General features: G+C 37.2%; 14 protein-coding genes. 6 read left to right on the plus strand and 8 right to left on the minus strand.

Annotation, left to right across the window (positions count from 1 at the left end; translation table 11 throughout):
* Positions 1-381: 381 nt before the first annotated feature.
* The 5 genes from D569_RS0118380 (at position 382) to D569_RS0118400 (ending at position 5433) form a co-directional block, all read left to right on the plus strand.
* A complete protein-coding gene (locus D569_RS0118380) occupies positions 382-1080 on the plus strand; it encodes an urease accessory protein UreF (protein WP_018933900.1) in 699 nt (232 codons plus the stop codon).
* 11 nt (positions 1081-1091) lie between these two features.
* A complete protein-coding gene (locus tag D569_RS0118385; RefSeq protein WP_018933901.1) occupies positions 1092-1847 on the plus strand; it encodes an urease accessory protein UreD in 756 nt (251 codons plus the stop codon).
* Between the two features lie 48 nt (positions 1848-1895).
* Positions 1896-2720 (plus strand): helix-turn-helix transcriptional regulator, encoded by an 825-nt coding sequence (locus D569_RS0118390; protein ID WP_018933902.1) that lies wholly within the window; start codon positions 1896-1898, stop codon positions 2718-2720.
* A 105-nt stretch (positions 2721-2825) separates the two neighbouring features.
* Positions 2826-4313, plus strand: a complete 1488-nt coding sequence (gene melA, locus D569_RS0118395) for an alpha-glucosidase/alpha-galactosidase (protein WP_018933903.1) — start codon at positions 2826-2828, stop codon at positions 4311-4313.
* Between the two features lie 394 nt (positions 4314-4707).
* On the plus strand, positions 4708-5433 hold the full coding sequence (locus tag D569_RS0118400) for an MBL fold metallo-hydrolase (RefSeq protein WP_018933904.1): 726 nt from the start codon (positions 4708-4710) through the stop codon (positions 5431-5433).
* 38 nt (positions 5434-5471) lie between these two features.
* On the opposite strand, the gene D569_RS0118405 is transcribed toward D569_RS0118400, so the two are convergent.
* The 4 genes from D569_RS0118405 to D569_RS0118420 form a co-directional block, all read right to left on the minus strand.
* Positions 5472-6509, minus strand: a complete 1038-nt coding sequence (locus D569_RS0118405; RefSeq protein WP_018933905.1) for a LacI family DNA-binding transcriptional regulator — start codon at positions 6507-6509, stop codon at positions 5472-5474.
* A 111-nt stretch (positions 6510-6620) separates the two neighbouring features.
* Positions 6621-7460, minus strand: a complete 840-nt coding sequence (locus tag D569_RS0118410) for a sugar ABC transporter permease (protein WP_018933906.1) — start codon at positions 7458-7460, stop codon at positions 6621-6623.
* The gene (locus D569_RS0118415; RefSeq protein ID WP_018933907.1) at positions 7460-8758 is read right to left on the minus strand and encodes a carbohydrate ABC transporter permease; all 1299 of its coding nucleotides are present in this window, start codon (positions 8756-8758) and stop codon (positions 7460-7462) included. The genes D569_RS0118410 and D569_RS0118415 overlap by 1 nt, the downstream gene beginning before the upstream one ends.
* Positions 8759-8826: 68 nt before the next feature.
* Complete coding sequence (locus tag D569_RS0118420; RefSeq protein WP_018933908.1) at positions 8827-10137, minus strand: sugar ABC transporter substrate-binding protein; 1311 nt, start codon at positions 10135-10137, stop codon at positions 8827-8829.
* Positions 10138-10626: 489 nt separating this feature from the next.
* Here D569_RS0118420 and D569_RS0118425 point away from each other — a divergent pair, with 489 nt between their 5' ends.
* Positions 10627-12378 carry a glycoside hydrolase family 13 protein gene (locus D569_RS0118425; protein ID WP_018933909.1) on the plus strand — a complete coding sequence of 584 codons (1752 nt, stop codon included), beginning with the start codon at positions 10627-10629 and terminating at the stop codon, positions 12376-12378.
* A gap of 810 nt (positions 12379-13188) precedes the next feature.
* On the opposite strand, the gene murQ is transcribed toward D569_RS0118425, so the two are convergent.
* From murQ to nagA, 4 genes are all read right to left on the minus strand, one after another.
* A complete protein-coding gene (murQ, locus tag D569_RS0118435; RefSeq protein WP_018933910.1) occupies positions 13189-14088 on the minus strand; it encodes an N-acetylmuramic acid 6-phosphate etherase in 900 nt (299 codons plus the stop codon).
* Positions 14089-14104: 16 nt separating this feature from the next.
* On the minus strand, positions 14105-14827 hold the full coding sequence (locus tag D569_RS0118440; protein ID WP_018933911.1) for a GntR family transcriptional regulator: 723 nt from the start codon (positions 14825-14827) through the stop codon (positions 14105-14107).
* Positions 14828-14939: 112 nt separating this feature from the next.
* Positions 14940-15671 (minus strand): glucosamine-6-phosphate deaminase, encoded by a 732-nt coding sequence (gene nagB / locus D569_RS0118445; RefSeq protein WP_018933912.1) that lies wholly within the window; start codon positions 15669-15671, stop codon positions 14940-14942.
* A gap of 6 nt (positions 15672-15677) precedes the next feature.
* Positions 15678-16859, minus strand: a complete 1182-nt coding sequence (nagA, locus tag D569_RS0118450) for an N-acetylglucosamine-6-phosphate deacetylase (RefSeq protein WP_018933913.1) — start codon at positions 16857-16859, stop codon at positions 15678-15680.
* Positions 16860-17302 lie beyond the last annotated feature (443 nt).

Raw genomic sequence — 17302 nt, forward strand, 5'->3', positions numbered from 1 at the left:
GTATGTGACAGTTAACTTTTTGAGGTTTTATACCATGTGAAATAAAAGACGTAATGTCCGTACGTTAAAACAATGTAGAACGTTATTTAGCGTAGGCGTCCACTTCGACTCCTGTGGGATCAGCGTGATCTGAAGATCCACTTTTGTAAAGCGATCTTCTTTACAAAAGTTAGCTGAAGACACGCCCCACGGAAAGCGAAGTGGACAAGCCGCAGCGGTTGTTACGCCTATTATTCATGTCAAAATGACTACTTTGGACAGGATCGGCGGGGCTAGCCGGTTTTTCGAATGCAATCTCCATTCAGCAACAAATCGATCGAAAGATATTATCAATCTAGCTTTATGAGTATGATATAATAGACTAAGAAATGGAGGGATTGGATGAGTACCAATGATTCGCAAAAACTTTTACATTTATTACATATGCACCATTCATCTTTCTTAAAAAGTCAGGTAGCACATGCAATTGGAATGGAAATGTATATCCGATCCAAGCAAGTAAATTCAAAGGAAGATCTGGCTTCCTTTTGCTATAGTTACGTCGGTAATTATTTATTATATAACGATGCAATTATTATTAAAGAATTATTTTCAAAACTGAAGAAAAATGATTGGGATCAGGTTCTGTATTTAGCCGAAATATATAATGCCAGAAAAAATGTATTGGAGTTAAAGAAGACTAGCCGCCAAGCAGGGAGCCGTTTCCTTGATCGGCTATTGACGATTGAAGCGACACCTATCCTCTCCAAATGGTCGGAAGAAATAAAGGATAGAGATTCGTTAAATCATTATGTTATTGTATATAGTCTTTATGCATTTGAAAAAGGGTTTGACTTGTTTGCAACGATCCAAACCTATTTATATTTTTCTTTAACAAACCTTATTCAGCATGCGGTAAGAGCGATTCCACTAGCACCAAAAGACGCGGAACAAGTCACATTAGATGCATTAACAAAAGTGGATCAAACAACTGAATTGGCGATGACACTACATTTTAAAGATATGCAGAATAGTGCGATCGGATTGGAAATATCCGCTATGCAGCATAAATATCTTTTATCAAAATTATTTATATCTTAATGGAGGTAAAGATGGAATCGAATAAGCAGTTACAAGCACGGTTTCAGAAAGTCAATCTTCTAGACTATAAAGGTGATCAACCATTAAAAATTGCAAAAGCAGATCAGAGCCACCGTGTGTTCACGACCTATAATATCGATGGATTGAATCAAACAACAGATCCCATTTCGATTGATTTTACAGTAAAAAAAGCGTCTAATATAAAACTATTAGAGATGGAAACGGATAAGCATGCTCAAGAAGATCACTCCCTTCAATTCACCTGTAACATCGAAGAAGAAGCGTTATTATTTTTTAAAAAGCGTGAAATAATCCCAGCTAATCATAGTAAGATTAGTCAGCATATAAAAGTGAATGTCACAGGGGATGCGGAATTTGTCTGGTCAGAAATCGTTCATTTAAATCAAGTATCTGATTATCATTACTATTCGCTAATGGAGATCTGGACAGAAGATCAATGTCTAGCTTATGATCCGGTCCAATTTACCGGAAAGGAAGAGATGTTGGCACATCATGGCATGACAGAGTCATTTCCATATGTTGCTTCGATATGGTATATTTCACCGGATCCGCCTTTTGATGAATGGGATGTCCAGCAGCGCTTATCGCAAGCGAAGCACCATCGAGCAGGGATGACCGATATCGATGGTAAAGGAATACTAATTCGCTGGCTTTCGACGGATTTAACATTATTGAAACAAGAGGTCGACGATGTGCTTGCCTTTTTTGATGAAAAAATCACAGATATACGAAAGTGGAGAGTTTGAAAAAAGTTAGGAGATTATCTTCTAGCTTTTTTTCTAAGGAGGATAAAGATGGGACAATTTCCTAAGGCTGTGGCTTATTATTATAAACGCTGGCACGAGTTTGAGATGGACTTGCATCATCATCCTGCAATCGAGATTATGTATGTTATGGATGGCAAATGTCAGATTGAAATTGATGACCGGATTGTTCATATGCGTAAGGGTCAATATATTTATATTCAGAGTAATGTGAAGCATCGTCTAATTATTGATAAAGATCACCCATGCAGAATGTTAAATATCGAATTTATCCTTCATAGCAATAAAACCACTCCTTATATATCCATTGAACAGCTTTTTCAAACACAGCCGTCCATACGGTCATTATTTGATCAGAACGAACGGTATTTTCTATTAAAGGATGATGAAGCGGTATATTTTACTTTAAGACACCTCGTTCTGGAATTAGATCATCAGTCTGCAAACAATCAACTGTTGATCGATAACTTAATGGTCCAATTGTTACTGTGGATTGACCGTAACCGACGTGAGTATCATGAACAAACAGGTAATCAGCATATTAAAAAGGCATTGACCTATATTCATGAACATTATGATACAGAAATAAAGGTAGAAAGGCTTGCGTCTATCACGCATCTTCATCCTAGCTATTTACATAAAATCTTCCGTCGTTCACAAGGAATGACGATTAATCAATATATTACCAAAGTACGGCTGGAGAAAGCAAAAATGCTGCTAGTTAATACTGAAATTCCTGTTACAGAAATTTCTAATTATGTTGGGGTGAACACGAGTCAATACTTTAGCAATTTGTTTAAAAAGGAAACAGGTTTATCACCGTCAGCCTATCGGGAACATTCTCGTGAAATATAAAAGGTTAGAATTTTACACATATACTGGTCAAGAAACGATAATATTTAAATCGCTTACACTCCTTTCGTGATAAGATACCTTTAAAGACGAAAAGGAGGTAGAGACATGTCATTTAAAATTGCTTTTATCGGTGCAGGTAGTATTGGATTTACGCGTGGCTTGCTTCGTGATATTTTGTCGGTACCAGAGTTCCAAAGAATAGAGGTAGCTTTTACCGATATCAATCAGAAAAACTTAGACATGGTAACACAGTTGTGTCAACGGGATATCGATGAAAATGGACTAGCTATTACGATTGAAGCAACGACAGACAGAAGAACTGCTTTAACAGATGCAAAATATATTTTTAATGTAGTCAGAATTGGTGGATTAGAAGCATTTAAACAAGATGTGGAGATACCATTAAAATACGGTGTTGACCAGTGTGTAGGGGATACACTAAGTGCAGGCGGAATTATGTATGGGCAACGTGGAATAGCAGAAATGTTAGAAATTTGTAAAGATATTCGTGAAGTAGCGGATCCAGGTGTGTTGTTGTTAAACTATGCGAACCCAATGGTCATGTTAACATGGGCCTGTAACAAATATGGAGGAGTTAATACAATCGGTCTTTGCCACGGTGTTCAAAATGGTCATAAACAGATCGCCGAAGTATTAGGAAAGAAAAAAGATGAAGTAGATATCATTTGTGCTGGAATCAATCACCAGACATGGTATATAGAAGTGAAAACAAATGGAGTCGACCGGACTGATGAGTTATTAGAAGCATTTGAAAGTCATCCTGAATATAAGGATACCGAAAAAGTACGGATTGATATGCTTCGTCGTTTTGGTTATTTTAGTACCGAGTCTAACGGTCATTTGAGTGAGTATGTACCGTGGTATCGCAAGCGTCCGGAAGAAATTAACGACTGGATTGATTTAAGCAGTTGGATAAACGGAGAAACAGGCGGGTATCTACGCGTTTGTACGGAGGGACGTAATTGGTTTGAGACAGATTTTCCAAATTGGTTAAAGGAACCATCCTTTGAATACAAAGAGGAAAATCGTGGTGAAGAACATGGTTCCTATATTTTAGAAGGATTGGAAACCGGTCGTGTATACCGTGGTCACTTTAACAGGGTAAACAATGGAATTATTTCGAATTTACCAGGTGATGCGATCATTGAAGCACCGGGTTATGTTGATCGCAATGGAATTAATATGCCGTATGTAGGGGATTTACCACTGGGACCTGCTGCCGTTTGTAGTGTCAGCATTTCCGTTCAGCGCTTAGCAGTTGAAGCAGCTGTCCATGGAGATGATTATTTGTTGCGCCAAGCAATGATGATGGACCCGCTAGTCGGTGCTGTGTGTAACCCGAAAGAAATCTGGCAAATGACTGATGAAATGTTAGTTGCCGAAAAAGAATGGTTACCACAGTATAAAGAAGCGATAGCTCAGGCCGAAAAAAGATTAGCAGAAGAAGAACGAATTCCAACGAAAGATTATCAGGGAGCGGCGCGAGTAAAAGTGAAATCAGTGGCAGAAATGGCCAAAGATAGAGAAACAGCTGTGAAAAATGCCGGAGAAGCAGATAAAGGGAATTTTTGATAAAAGTGAAGAAAATTAGTATAGTAAAGCCACTAGGATATTTTAGTGGCTTTTTTTCGTGTGAACTAATTTTTAGCAATCTCGCGGACAAAAAAGAGTGAAATCAAGGAAAAGTGTCCGTGAGAACCGATCTCGTGGACAAAAAAAGTGAAAACGATCAAAAGTGTCCATGAGATTTAATCTCGTGGACAAAAAAGAGTGAAAACGATCAAAAGTGTCCATGAGAATCAATCTCGCGGACAAAAAAGAGCGAAAACGATCAAAAGTGTCCATGAGAATCGATCTCGTGGACAAAAAAGAGTAAAATCAAGGAAAAGTGTCTCCGAGAACCGCGCTCAAGGACAAAAGAAAGCAATATCAACAAAATCTGTCACCGAAAAAAGGAGTTGAAAATATGAAAATAATCCCTCTAGGAATTTGGGGAGGCTATCCGCAGGCAAATAGTGCTACATCTTCTTTTTTAATTGAGGAAGACGGGTTTCATCTGTTATTAGATTGTGGTAGTGGAGTGCTTGCATCGTTGCAAAATTACATATCCATTCAACAATTAGATGCGGTGATTATCACCCATTACCATCATGATCATATTGCCGATGTTGGAGCGCTTCATTACGCAAAATTGATCCAAAACCAATTAGCGGATCAACCTAAAACAATAGCCATATATGCGCATGATCGGGATGAGCAGTACCACTCTTTATCTTTTAAAGAACATATTGAAGCATTTAATATAATCAAAACGTCACAAATAGGTCCTTTTACAATAGAGACAACAGAGACGAATCATCCTGTATACTGTTTAGCAATAAAACTAGAGGCAAAAGGAAAAAAGGTCGTCTTTACAGCTGATACTGGCTGGAAAAAGTCATTGATCCCATTCTCTCAACATGCTGATTTATTGGTTTCAGAGGCTAATCTCTATCAGGAATATGAAGGGAAAATTCCAGGCCATATGAGTGGTCGACAGGCGGGGGCATTGGCAGAAAAAGCAGCCGCTAAACAACTGATACTAACTCATTTACCTCATTTCGGCGATGTTCAAAATATATTAAAAGAGGCGGAACAAACATATACCAATCAAGCAGCAATAGCAATAGTCGGTCAATCGATTACTATTTAAAAAAAGGTATACCTACTAACACAGGTATACCTTTTCAACTATTGTAAAGTTTCAGATTTATTTGATTTAGTTGATTGTCTAAATTTAATTTCATAAGGAACAATAATACGTTTAGCTGGCTCATCCTTGTTTTTTGCTTTCTCAATTAAGCACCTTGCTGATTGCACACCTAACTGATAAATTTGAATATCAACAGTTGTTAAAGGTGGTGTGGTAATTTCCGATAAATAAAGGTTATTAAATGATGTTAAGGAAACATCTTCAGGGCAACTAAGACCGATTTCTTCTAATGTATTAATAACCCCTAAAGACATCAAGTCATCGGCAACTACCAAACCTGTTGGCGGTTCATCCAACGCAAATAGTTGCTCGACCGCATCACTACCACCGGATTTTAGAAATTCCGCATGTACCGTATATTCGTTTGGTAATGGCAAGCCTGCTTCTTCTATGGCAGACTTATAACCGTTTAGACGGTCAACGGTTACTGTTAATTCAGTTGAACCACCGATAAAAGCGATATGTCGATGTCCGATGTCTATCAAATGGTTGGTTAAGTCCTTGCTCGCTTTAAAGTTATTATTATCAACATACGTAATTTCACTTTCTTGTTCAGAAGGTTTCCCTACAATGACAAAGGGAAAATTTTTCTCCGTTAAAAATTGTTGTACAGGATCAGCAATCCGCGAATAAAGTAAGATAATACCATCAACCCTGTTACCGTTTACCATTCGTTGTACTTCTTCATATACGTCTTCTTCATTACCACCCGTTGATACGTATAAAGAATATTCTGCTTCATGGGCAAAAGAGCCAATTCCACGTAAAACTTCAGGAAAGAATGGATTTTGCAATGCTTTATCAGCTGATGATGGCATGATGACACCAATTGCTTGTGAAGATCGTACCGCGAGATTACGTGCGTTTATATTTGGATGGTATCCCAGATCTTTCATCGCTTTTCTTACACGCTTTTTGGTATCTAAACTGATTCTAGGATTGTCTGCTATAACTCTAGAAACCGTTGAGGGTGCTACTCCTGCTTTTTTTGCTACGTCTTTTATTGTAACTGCCATAATTTTTCACCCTTTAGATTTGTAAAAATGCATTAATGTCTGAGAATTCTGTATTTCTATTATATGTGATCAGGTATTATTATCAAAGTATATTTCACTCTAAAACGAAATTTATCCTTTCGTTCCTCCTGCTGTTAGTCCAGAAATTAAGTAGCGTTGCAAGAATAGATAAACCGTTGCAACTGGAACTGCTATTAAAATAGAACCTGCAGCAAATCTAGTGAAGTTATTTGCAAAGCGATCATTAATAAAATTAAATAATCCAACTGCTAGAGTATAGTTATCCTGACTTGATAGTACGATTGATGGTAATAGGAAATCAAAAAGTGGCATCATAAAATTAAATAATGCAACTACTGCTAAAATAGGTTTTGCTAGTGGAAGCATTACACTCCAAAATACTCTTAAATGCCCAGCTCCATCTATTCTCGCCGCTTCGTCAAGTTCACGTGGAATAGTGTCAAAATAGCCTTTAACTAACCATGCATTAAATGGTATTTGCCCACCTAGATAAACCAATATTAACCCAGTTAATGTATCAAGCATGCCAATCATATTAAGGAAAATATATAATGCTACCATTGCCATCATAACTGGAAACATTTGTAGTAACAGGAAGATATACAGTGCATTCTTTTTTCCAACAAATTGGTAACGAGAGAATGCATATGCTACCAATGAGGTAATGATCACACTGCCTGCAGCTACTGAGATCGATACAATCAATGAATTTTTATACCATAATAAATAATCACTTTCATCGCTAAAAAGCCATTTATAATGCTCCAACGAAAAATTTTCTGGAATAAGTGAAGATGAATATAAGCTGGTACCCTGATTGAGAGACATTCCCACCGTCCACACTAATGGATAAAAGATAATAATGGAAGTGATAAGAATGACTAGGTACATAAGCGTTACTTCGATTTTTGATTTTTGCTTTTGATTCATTACAATTCACCTTCTTCCTTGAATGATTTCGTCTGCCTAAATTGATAAAAGGCAAAACCAGAGATGATAAGTCCCATAATTAGAGAGATAACTGCTGCCATTGCATAGTTGTTTGTTTCAAATGTTAACTTGTATACCCATGATATTAATATGTCAGTGCCACCAGCATTTTGATTTCTTACCGGAGGTCCACCTTCATTAAACAAGTAAATAATGTTAAAGTTATTAAAATTTTGCGCATACTGCATGATTAGTAACGGTGCAGTAGCAAACATTACATGTGGAAAAGTAATAAATCGAAATTTTTGAAAACGAGATCCGCCATCTACGTCTGCTGCTTCATACCAGTCTTTTGAGATACTTTGTAAGACACCTGTAAACAATGCAAATATAAATGGGAACCCTAACCATGTTTGAATTAATATAATCGCTGTCCGCGCGTAGAATGGTTCACTCAACCACGGAATCCCTTCTCCACCGAGGAGTGGAATAATAATATCACGGTTTATCGCACCAAAGTCATCATTAAACATAGCTGAGAAAATTAAAATCGTAACAAAAGCTGGAACTGCCCAAGGTAAAATTAAAATGGTACGAATTAATTTCTTGAATCGAATTCTTGGATCATTAACGATCAATGCTAAGAATAAACCTAAAGCTATTTGCAGCGTCGTAGCAACTACTGTCCATACAATGGTCCAAGCTAAAACACTAATGAAGGTATCCTGCCAGATTGGCACCGTAATAAGTTCTTTAAAGTTTTCAAACCCAACCCAATCGACAAGGTTCCTTGGGGGTGAGTTGTATAAATTATAATTTGTAAATGCCAGTAAGACTGAAAAGATAAGTGGGAATATGACGACAAAAATCATTAGTAATAACCCAGGAACAGTCATTAAATATGGAAAAGCAGTATCATAAAAATCGATAATGGTATCTTTAAGCCCTTTTGGCTGCCATCCATCTTTTATTTTTTTGGCCTGGTTACGTGCATCCATCACATTTCCTACATATAGCGCGATCAAAATAATGGTGGCAATTAATGCTAAGACACCAAAGACCAATAATCGAATCGAGTGATCTGTACCAGGAATAGTACCTAACGTACGTAATCCCCATAATCCAAAATTAATGGTATCGAATAACGTTACTAAAAAAGCGAGCTCTAATAGAATAAAAATAGTTCCTTTTAAAAATCTACGATTATAAAGCTGACCTAACCCTGCAAAAATTATGGATAATATGGTAGCAATGTTAGGATTATGGTTTTTAAAGTTGTTATTGGAATTGTGATTCAATTTGATTACCTCCCCAATAGGACAGAAAAAATGAGAGGGAAGAAATTATTTTCTCCCCCGTGAATGTTTTATTGAGCACCACTAGCATCAATATTGGTTTTTATTTGTTCTACCGCTTCTGGAAGTACTGAAGAAGGATCTTCCCCTTCAGCTAAGAACTGTAATGCATTATTCATTGGTTCCCAAACTTGAGACATTTGCGGAGTACTAGGCATCGGTACTCCATTTTCAATTTGCTGACTGAATGAACTGAAAATTGGATCCTCGATAGATTCAAGTGCACTTGTATTAGTCGGCAGTTCTCCAGCAACGTCAAAGTAATGCTTTTGATTTTCTTCATTTGTCATAAATAATGCAAGATCTGTAGCCCATTCTGTATTGTCAGAATAGTATGATACCATCCAGGCTTTAACCCCAACTAATGATTGAGCTCCTTGCCCATCCATTTCAGGGAATGGGGCAAATCCAAGACTATCACCTAAAGCTTCTGTATAACTAGGTATACTCCATGGTCCGTTAATTACAGCACCAACTTTTCCTTCTGTAAATAATCCGTCTATAACATCAGTTGTGGTGGAAGGAGGAATCTTTCCATCTCCGAAGAATGATTGATAGAGTTCGCCCCCTTCGATAGCACCTTCATTTGCAAGTCCGATATCACTTGTATCATATTCACCGATATCTCCACCAAAAATGTATCCACCAAAACTCTTAAAGAATGGATAAGAGAAATATAAGTCATTTGGTTTCATTAAAAATCCAAATTTATCCTGGGAAGCGTCTGTGTTTTCCTCTAATGCAGTAAGTAAGTCATCAATTGTTTCTGGCTCATCCATTATATCTTTGTTATAAAAAATGCCGTATGTTTCAATTACAGCAGGAACGCCATACATATCGTTGGAACCTTCAAATTCGTACTGAACGGATGCTAGAGAAGCATCACTGTAGTCAGCTAACTGTTCATCAGAAATATCAAGTGGTTGTGCTAAACCTTGTGCAACAATATCGCCAGTTCGATCGTGTGGCTGAAAGAATAAATCCGGTCCACGTCCTTCTGGTCCTGCCAATGATAATTCATCTAATTGATCTAGCATTGATTTAGGAACTACATTAACTGTAATGTCATTTTGTTCTTCGTAATCTGCTGCTATTTTCTCGATAGCTTCTAATTGTTCTTCTTCATCATTGGCCCAAACTGTTAATTCTTCCGGTTTGTCTGCTGCAGCAGAATCATTTGATTCTTCAGCAGTATCTTCTGAGGTACTTTCTTCATTGTTATCAGTATTTGTGTCTTCCTCTCTGTCTGGAGCACATGCTGTGATGATAACGATTGCAAATAACAGTGTAATTAAAGCTAAAAATAATTTTATGTTTCTCATATATTTCTCCCCTTTTTACTAATTTGCGCAATCGATTGCGCTTAATTGGCTTTAATTATACATAGGATTTTTTATATAAGCAAGCGTTTTCTAGAAAAAACTTTCAAATATTTTTTTCTACATTATATGTATTTTTTGAAAAGGAAAAATATATTGACAGATCATCTCAGTTATTGTAATAATAAAGTTAACAACAGTGATAGACACCATTATACAAATGGAGGGCACTGCTTTTGTATTTTTTACAAACAACCCCGGCTAGTAAAAGTCGGGGTTGTTTGTTTTTGAGGAAGGAGGTTAGATTGAAATTGTAAAATTAGTGGACTGATGAGGAAAACGATTGCGCTTTTGTAGGTTGTCTTTTTTTTCGTCATCAATCATCTAATATACTTTCAGTGTTGCTATCTATCAAAATTGTAGATGATGGGGCAATCGACAAAATAACTGCAGAATGAACGGATTGTTTCTATTCCAAAAGGGGGATATTACATGTTTATGGAAGCTATAAACCATAGAGCAACTATTCCATACATCTATGCGAGAGATAAAGAAACAATAGAGATTATGCTAGAAACGAAAAAAGGAGACGTAGAAGCTGTCGAATTAATATTTGCGGACCCGTATGATTTTAAGGGTGATCAATGGCAATATAAAACAAAACAAATGATTAAGACAGGTTCTTCTCAATTAACAGATTATTGGAAGGTATCTGTACAACCTGAATACAGAAGATTACGCTATGGCTTTCAATGTACGGACAAAGATAATACGAAAATTATTGTGACAGAAAGGGGGTTTTATAAAACGATTCCCTTTGACATCGGTAATTACTTCTGTATGCCTTATTTACATGAAAATGATATATTTCAAGCACCTGATTGGGTGAAGGATACGGTCTGGTATCAGATTTTTCCTGAACGATTTGCTAATGGAGACTCTTCCTTAAATCCAGAAGGTAAAAGACCATGGGGGAGTGAAAAGCCTAGCCCAACTAATTTTTTCGGAGGCGACTTTCAAGGTGTCATAGATCATCTGGATTATTTATCCGATTTAGGGATTACTGGTATTTACTTTACACCTATTTTTAAAGCGTATTCGAACCATAAATACGATACGATTGACTATTTTGAAATAGATCCGCAATTCGGGGATAAAGAGACTTTTCGAAGGTTGGTGAATGAATGCCACGATCGAGGCATAAAGGTAATGTTAGATGCAGTGTTTAATCATAGTGGTTACTATTTTGAGCCTTTTCAAGATGTATTAACAAATCAACAAGATTCACGTTTTAAAGATTGGTTTCATATATGGGAGTTCCCTGTAAAAGCAGAAGGCTATCCCAATTATGATGCGTTTGGATTTGTTGCATCCATGCCCAAATTAAATACTGCCAATCCCGAAGTGAAAAAATATCTGCTAGATGTGGCGCGATATTGGGTTGAAGAATTTGACATTGATGGATGGCGTTTAGATGTTGCCAATGAAGTAGATCATGCGTTTTGGCGCGATTTTCGCAAAGTAGTAAAAGAAGTGAAGCCAGAAGCATATATATTGGGCGAGATCTGGCATGATGCAATGCCTTGGCTACAAGGGGACCAGTTCGATGCTGTGATGAACTATCCTTTCACGAATGGTGCGATAGAATATTTTGCTACCCAGCAAATGGACAGTCAAACATTTGCTGATAGTATCACAAATGTATTGCACATGTACCCGCAAAATGTTAATGAACCAGCCTTTAATTTGTTAGACAGTCATGATACGGCTCGAATTTTAACAATGGCTGAAGGTAATAAAGAACTGGTCAAACTGCTTTACGTATTTCAAATGTCCTTTGTAGGATCACCTTGCATTTATTATGGAGACGAAATTGGCATAACGGGTGGTGATGATCCTGGGTGCCGTAAATGCATGGAATGGGATGAGGCGAAGCAAGATCAGGAATTATTTCGCTTTGTTCAAAGACTAATAAAGATGAGGAAGGAAGTACTTGGATTTGGAAACTGTGCGAATTTCAGGTTTCTTAAAATAGATGGAAATACAGTTGTCTATCAAAAAAAAGCTGGCGAAGCAGAGCTTATTTTTGTATTAAATAACAGTGACCAGACGAAGTATATTGAGATAGAGGCACTTTCAAATAGAAAGGCAATAGAATTATTCTCCAATCAAGAGGTATTAGAAGAAGGTACAACAGTGAAAATCGAAGCATACGGATATAAATGCTTTCAATTGCATAATTAGATGCTTTTTCGTTTTTATCCAGCTAGGTTCATACACTTAAGAAAAAACTGAGCAATTCTCCTCTAGTGGCTATTATGGAATAATATCAACTGCTTGACCACCACTCCGGCTGCCCACTTCCCTTTCCGTGGGGTTTGGTCTTCAGCTAACTTTTTCGAGCAAAATTGGATCGGAAAAGTGGATCTTCAGGTCAAACAATTTCCACAGGAGTGAAAGTGGGCGGCCTACGCTATTATCAGGCTCTACAACGCTAGCATGAAGTAACACAGCTGCTTTTATACTCACGGATAGCGGTCATATTGTAAAAAAGATCAACCTATTACTTCTGACAAGAATTGTTGCACCTTCTCATAGCGGAGACTAATTACGGAGACTCCTGTGAGAATTGCACGAGCCGAAAATCCACTTTGCAAAGTGTTTTTCTTTGCAAAGTTAGTTGAGGCTGTGCCCACGGATAGCGAAGTAATTAGTCGGAGCGTTGTAAATATACATCAAACATGTCAAAATAACTACTTCACTTAACGTAGTCATTGCACTGATTATATCTTTTCTAAACTTACAAAGAAAAAAGCTTGCTTTCGATCGAAAGCAAGCCTCTTCATTATTGTTTCGCTTCATATCCTGCAGCGAAAATAGCGACAAAAAATGTAACGCAAACACCGATAATTAATGCGATTCCCATGAGTCTCCTCCTTTTTCACTGAAAAAATCGACCGCTTATGTACATTATTCTTTCTCTATTATAGCGAAGTCTATACTTTTTGTGAAGAGCTGATATGAATTTACATTCGGCCCTTCACCGCTGTTTCTCTAACCCATTTCATATAATTGGATTGCCTTCTTTACATGGTTATTTGCTTTCGTTAGATATTGAGCTGCTTCCTTTTTGTTACAGCCTGTTTTGGCAATCATTAGGGAAAGTTTTACATCATTGTTTGTCTCGTCCATTAATGTTTGAGCTTCCTTTTCCGAGATACTTGTCAATTGCATTAGCATCGACTCTGCGCGCTTCACTAATTTTTTATTAATAAGCTGCATATCGATCATCTCATTCTGATACACCTTACCAAGCTTGACCATGGTTGCGGTTGATATCATATTAATCGCTATTTTCTGGGCCGTTCCAGCTTTTAGTCTCGTTGAGCCGCGGATTACTTCGGGACCTACTATCAATTCGATCCCGACATCACTTAGTTTAGTTGACATTGTCTGCTGATTACAGCTTATCGAAATCGATGCGGCCTGTTTTTCTTTCGCGTAAGTTAGTGCAGCTACGGAATAGGGAGTAGAGCCACTCGCGCTAATAGCAATCAGTACATCGTTTTCGTTAAAATCGTATTGCTGTAGATCATAGACAATATCAGAAGCGTTGTCTTCATGCTGCTCAAGTGGTTCCCACATGGCATTCTTTCCGCCGGCAACGAACGCAATCCAACGGTCAGGTTCTATCGAAAAGGTTGGACCAAGTTCGACAGCGTCTAATACTCCAATACGTCCGCTCGTTCCAGCACCTACAACAAAGACACGAGCTCCATGTTCCCATTTGTCTACAATTAGTTCAACTGCTTCTGCAATAGCTGTTAACGATTTTTGAATTCCCTCTTGAATATGGCGTTCTTCTTCCAACATTAGTGAGACGATATCGATAGCTTCCATTTCATCGATAGCAAGCGATTTTTGGTTTATCGCTTCTGTAACTGTTTTAACCATTATACGACGCTCCTTATTAACGTTCTAGATCAAGCATAAATTTGTATCGATCTGCACGGTAAGAGGATTTTACAACTTCAAATGTTGTGCCATTTTCTAGTTGTGTCGTTCTTTTCATAAAAAGGACTGGTGAATGTTCAGGTATTTCTAAGTATTCAATTTCTTCTTCATTAGCAATAGTAGCTTCAAATATTTGGCTTGCTTTTCCTATTTTTAACCCTAAGTCATGCTCAATATATTGATAAAGTGAATTTTGCACAATATCATCTGTCAAACCTTTAATTAAATTTGCTGAAATATAAGTACGCTCCAAAGCCATGGGAATGTTCTCAGCTAATCGTATCCGTTTAATCTCATAAATTGGTGCGTGTTCAGGTATATGAAGCTGCTCAGCTAAACTCTGATTGGCTGGAATGATTTCGAAATTAATTAATTTGTTACCCGGTTCCATACCGCGTGCTTTCATGTCTTCTGTAAAGCTTGTAAGTCCATTTAAGTTTTGTTCTAACTTTTGCTCGGTTATGAATGTTCCTTTCCCTTTTATCCGGTGTAAATAGCGTTCATTAACTAAATTAGTAATTGCTTGTCGCACTGTCATTCTACTGATGTTCAGCTGTTCAGCGTATTCACGCTCGGATGGTAATGCATCACCTGGCTTGTATTCACCATTTTCTATTTTAGATTTAATTTGCTCTTCTAATTGATGATAAATAGGAATTGGCGATTGCTTATCTATCATTGCACTTTCTCCTTTCTGTTATAGATCTAATTACTAAAATATATAGTGGATTTAGTTAGCATTGTTTTTGGTGTTCTGCTTGCAATATCATTAAATTTCACATGGTAATTTATTAAATATCCGTATTCATTATAGCATCTTCATCTGCAATGATGGTAACATTTTCATGATTGTTCAGGATAGACGCTGGGAACTGTTCGTCAATTCTACCATGCAAGAGTTTGTTTAGTGCTTGATTCTTTTCTTTTCCGGATACTAGCAGTAATATTTCTTTGCTTTCCATGATCGAGCCAATTCCCATTGTAATGGCTTGTTTTGGGACTTCCTCTACTGTACCAAAAAAGCGAGCATTAGCTTGTATCGTTGAACGGGTTAAGGACACGATATGAGTGTGCTGATCAAATGGTGTTCCCGGTTCATTAAAACCAATATGACCGTTTTTACCTAAACCTAAGAGTTGTAAATCAATCCCATTGTATTGTTGGATCTTTTGCTCATATGTTTCGCATTCTGCTGCAAGATCTTCTGTTAATCCATTGGGAATGAAAGTTTGATCTCTAGGAATGTTCACCTTGCTGAATAAATGCTGATGCATATAGTAATGGTAACTATTAGGGTCATCTTTAGGAAGTCCGATATACTCATCTAAATTAAATGTGACAACGTGCTGATAGGAGGTTTGATTCTCCAGGTAATCTTCGGCTAAATAGGCATAGGTTTGAATAGGAGTGCCACCAGTAGCTAATCCCAATGTGATATGTGAACTTGATTTTATTCTATCCAAAATAATATTTGCTGCAATTTTACTCATTTCTTGATGATTGGTTGTGCGAATTACTTTCATCTTTTGTTACATCCTTTCGTAAGCAATTTCTCCGCGGCAAAGTGTAAGAATGATATCATTGTTATCATCTAATAAAACGATATCGGCATCTTTTTTCTCAGCGATGGTACCTTTTCTGTTTATCATACCCAACTCTTTAGCGGCATTTGCGGAAGTCATGGCGATTGCTTCCTCGAAAGTACAACCACTAAATTGAATAATATTTTTCAGTGCATCACCCAATTTCAAAGTGCTACCTGCCAATGTGCCATCCTCTAGTCTTGCTTTTTGTTCTACGACATTGACCTTTTGACCACCTAAGTCATAATGACCATCGTGCAAGCACTTTGCTCTCATTGCATCTGTTATTAACAGTAGTCTGTCTTTTCCTTTTAGTTTAAAAGCTGTCTGAATTGCTTCAGGTGTGGAATGAACACCATCAGCAATCATTTCTACCATAAGTTCATTCTGTAGCCAAGCAGCACCTACTACACCTGGTTCCCGGTGATGAAAACCACGCATCTGGTTATATAAATGTGTAATATGAGACAAACCATGTTTGATTGCTGTCTTAATTTCGCCAGCGGTAGCATCGGTATGTCCTGCTGATGCAATGATGCCTTGACTTTTTAAATGTTGAACAAATTCCATTCCACCATTTACTTCCGGTGCCAGTGTGACAAGCTTGATTTGTTGATGCGCTAATTGATGCCATTTTTGAAACAGTGAAATATCTGGTTCCTTAATATGTGCTTCAGACTGTGCACCTTTTCGCTTCATATTGATGAACGGTCCTTCTAAATGAATTCCGATAATTTCAGCTGCTCCCGGCTCTTGCTGATCCATGTAGGAAACAACATTTTTAATCGCATGTTCGATGTCATCGTTACTTTGGGTCATTGTGGTCGCTAAAAAAGAAGTCGTTCCTTCTTTAGGTAATGTATTTGCCATTGTTCGCAAGGCTTGCTTCGTGCCATCCATCACATCAGCTCCGTTTGCGCCATGTATATGAACGTCGATTAATCCAGGAATCGCTTTTACATTTTTATCTGAAAAATCAAGGACTCGGTACTCCTCTTCTGCTGTTAATTGGTCTAATGTACCAATTTCTTCGATGATATGATCCTTGATTTTAATGAATCCGTTATGAAGTTTCTGGTTATCTGCATATATTTCCGTATTTTTAATTAAAATCTTTTGTCTATCCAATTATGATCACACCTTTAGAGAATGAGTTGTTAATCATAGAATACCAGTTTAAAGTATGGTTGTCTATACCTAATGAAAATATATGGTATATTTTTTGTGAAAAGTGTGTGAACATTTGTTACAAAAAGGTTGCAAATGGTATATACAAGGTGTGGTGCCATTTGTTTAGGTGCTAAACGTCCGACTTCAAGTAACACAAGGATCAGTTAGGGGTAACAGACGATATACGCTGATCATAGTCTCACTTTATCGAAAATAACTTGGAAATGGTAGTTTGTTAGAAAAATAGTTTAAAATATCCTATTATTATAGATTGGTTTATTAACATTTCTAACCGGATTATTTAAATAGTGGTTGAATATGGAAGAATTGTAGAAAAAGTATTGACATTTCCAAACCATCAAGCTATATTAGGTATAGACAACTGTACATAAGTTGTTGAT

Source organism: Gracilibacillus lacisalsi DSM 19029 (assembly GCF_000377765.1).
In the GTDB taxonomy this organism is placed as follows: Bacteria; Bacillota; Bacilli; order Bacillales; family Amphibacillaceae; genus Gracilibacillus; species Gracilibacillus lacisalsi.

What these genes read in the sequence shown, in the direction of transcription:
- D569_RS0118380 (WP_018933900.1), top strand. Translation starts at nt 382, where the DNA reads ATGAGTACCAATGATTCGCAAAAACTTTTACATTTATTACATATGCAC.
- D569_RS0118385 (WP_018933901.1), top strand. Translation starts at nt 1,092, where the DNA reads ATGGAATCGAATAAGCAGTTACAAGCACGGTTTCAGAAAGTCAATCTT.
- D569_RS0118390 (WP_018933902.1), top strand. Translation starts at nt 1,896, where the DNA reads ATGGGACAATTTCCTAAGGCTGTGGCTTATTATTATAAACGCTGGCAC.
- melA (WP_018933903.1), top strand. Translation starts at nt 2,826, where the DNA reads ATGTCATTTAAAATTGCTTTTATCGGTGCAGGTAGTATTGGATTTACG.
- D569_RS0118400 (WP_018933904.1), top strand. Translation starts at nt 4,708, where the DNA reads ATGAAAATAATCCCTCTAGGAATTTGGGGAGGCTATCCGCAGGCAAAT.
- D569_RS0118405 (WP_018933905.1), bottom strand. Translation starts at nt 6,509, where the DNA reads ATGGCAGTTACAATAAAAGACGTAGCAAAAAAAGCAGGAGTAGCACCC.
- D569_RS0118410 (WP_018933906.1), bottom strand. Translation starts at nt 7,460, where the DNA reads ATGAATCAAAAGCAAAAATCAAAAATCGAAGTAACGCTTATGTACCTA.
- D569_RS0118420 (WP_018933908.1), bottom strand. Translation starts at nt 10,137, where the DNA reads ATGAGAAACATAAAATTATTTTTAGCTTTAATTACACTGTTATTTGCA.
- D569_RS0118425 (WP_018933909.1), top strand. Translation starts at nt 10,627, where the DNA reads ATGTTTATGGAAGCTATAAACCATAGAGCAACTATTCCATACATCTAT.
- murQ (WP_018933910.1), bottom strand. Translation starts at nt 14,088, where the DNA reads ATGGTTAAAACAGTTACAGAAGCGATAAACCAAAAATCGCTTGCTATC.
- D569_RS0118440 (WP_018933911.1), bottom strand. Translation starts at nt 14,827, where the DNA reads ATGATAGATAAGCAATCGCCAATTCCTATTTATCATCAATTAGAAGAG.
- nagB (WP_018933912.1), bottom strand. Translation starts at nt 15,671, where the DNA reads ATGAAAGTAATTCGCACAACCAATCATCAAGAAATGAGTAAAATTGCA.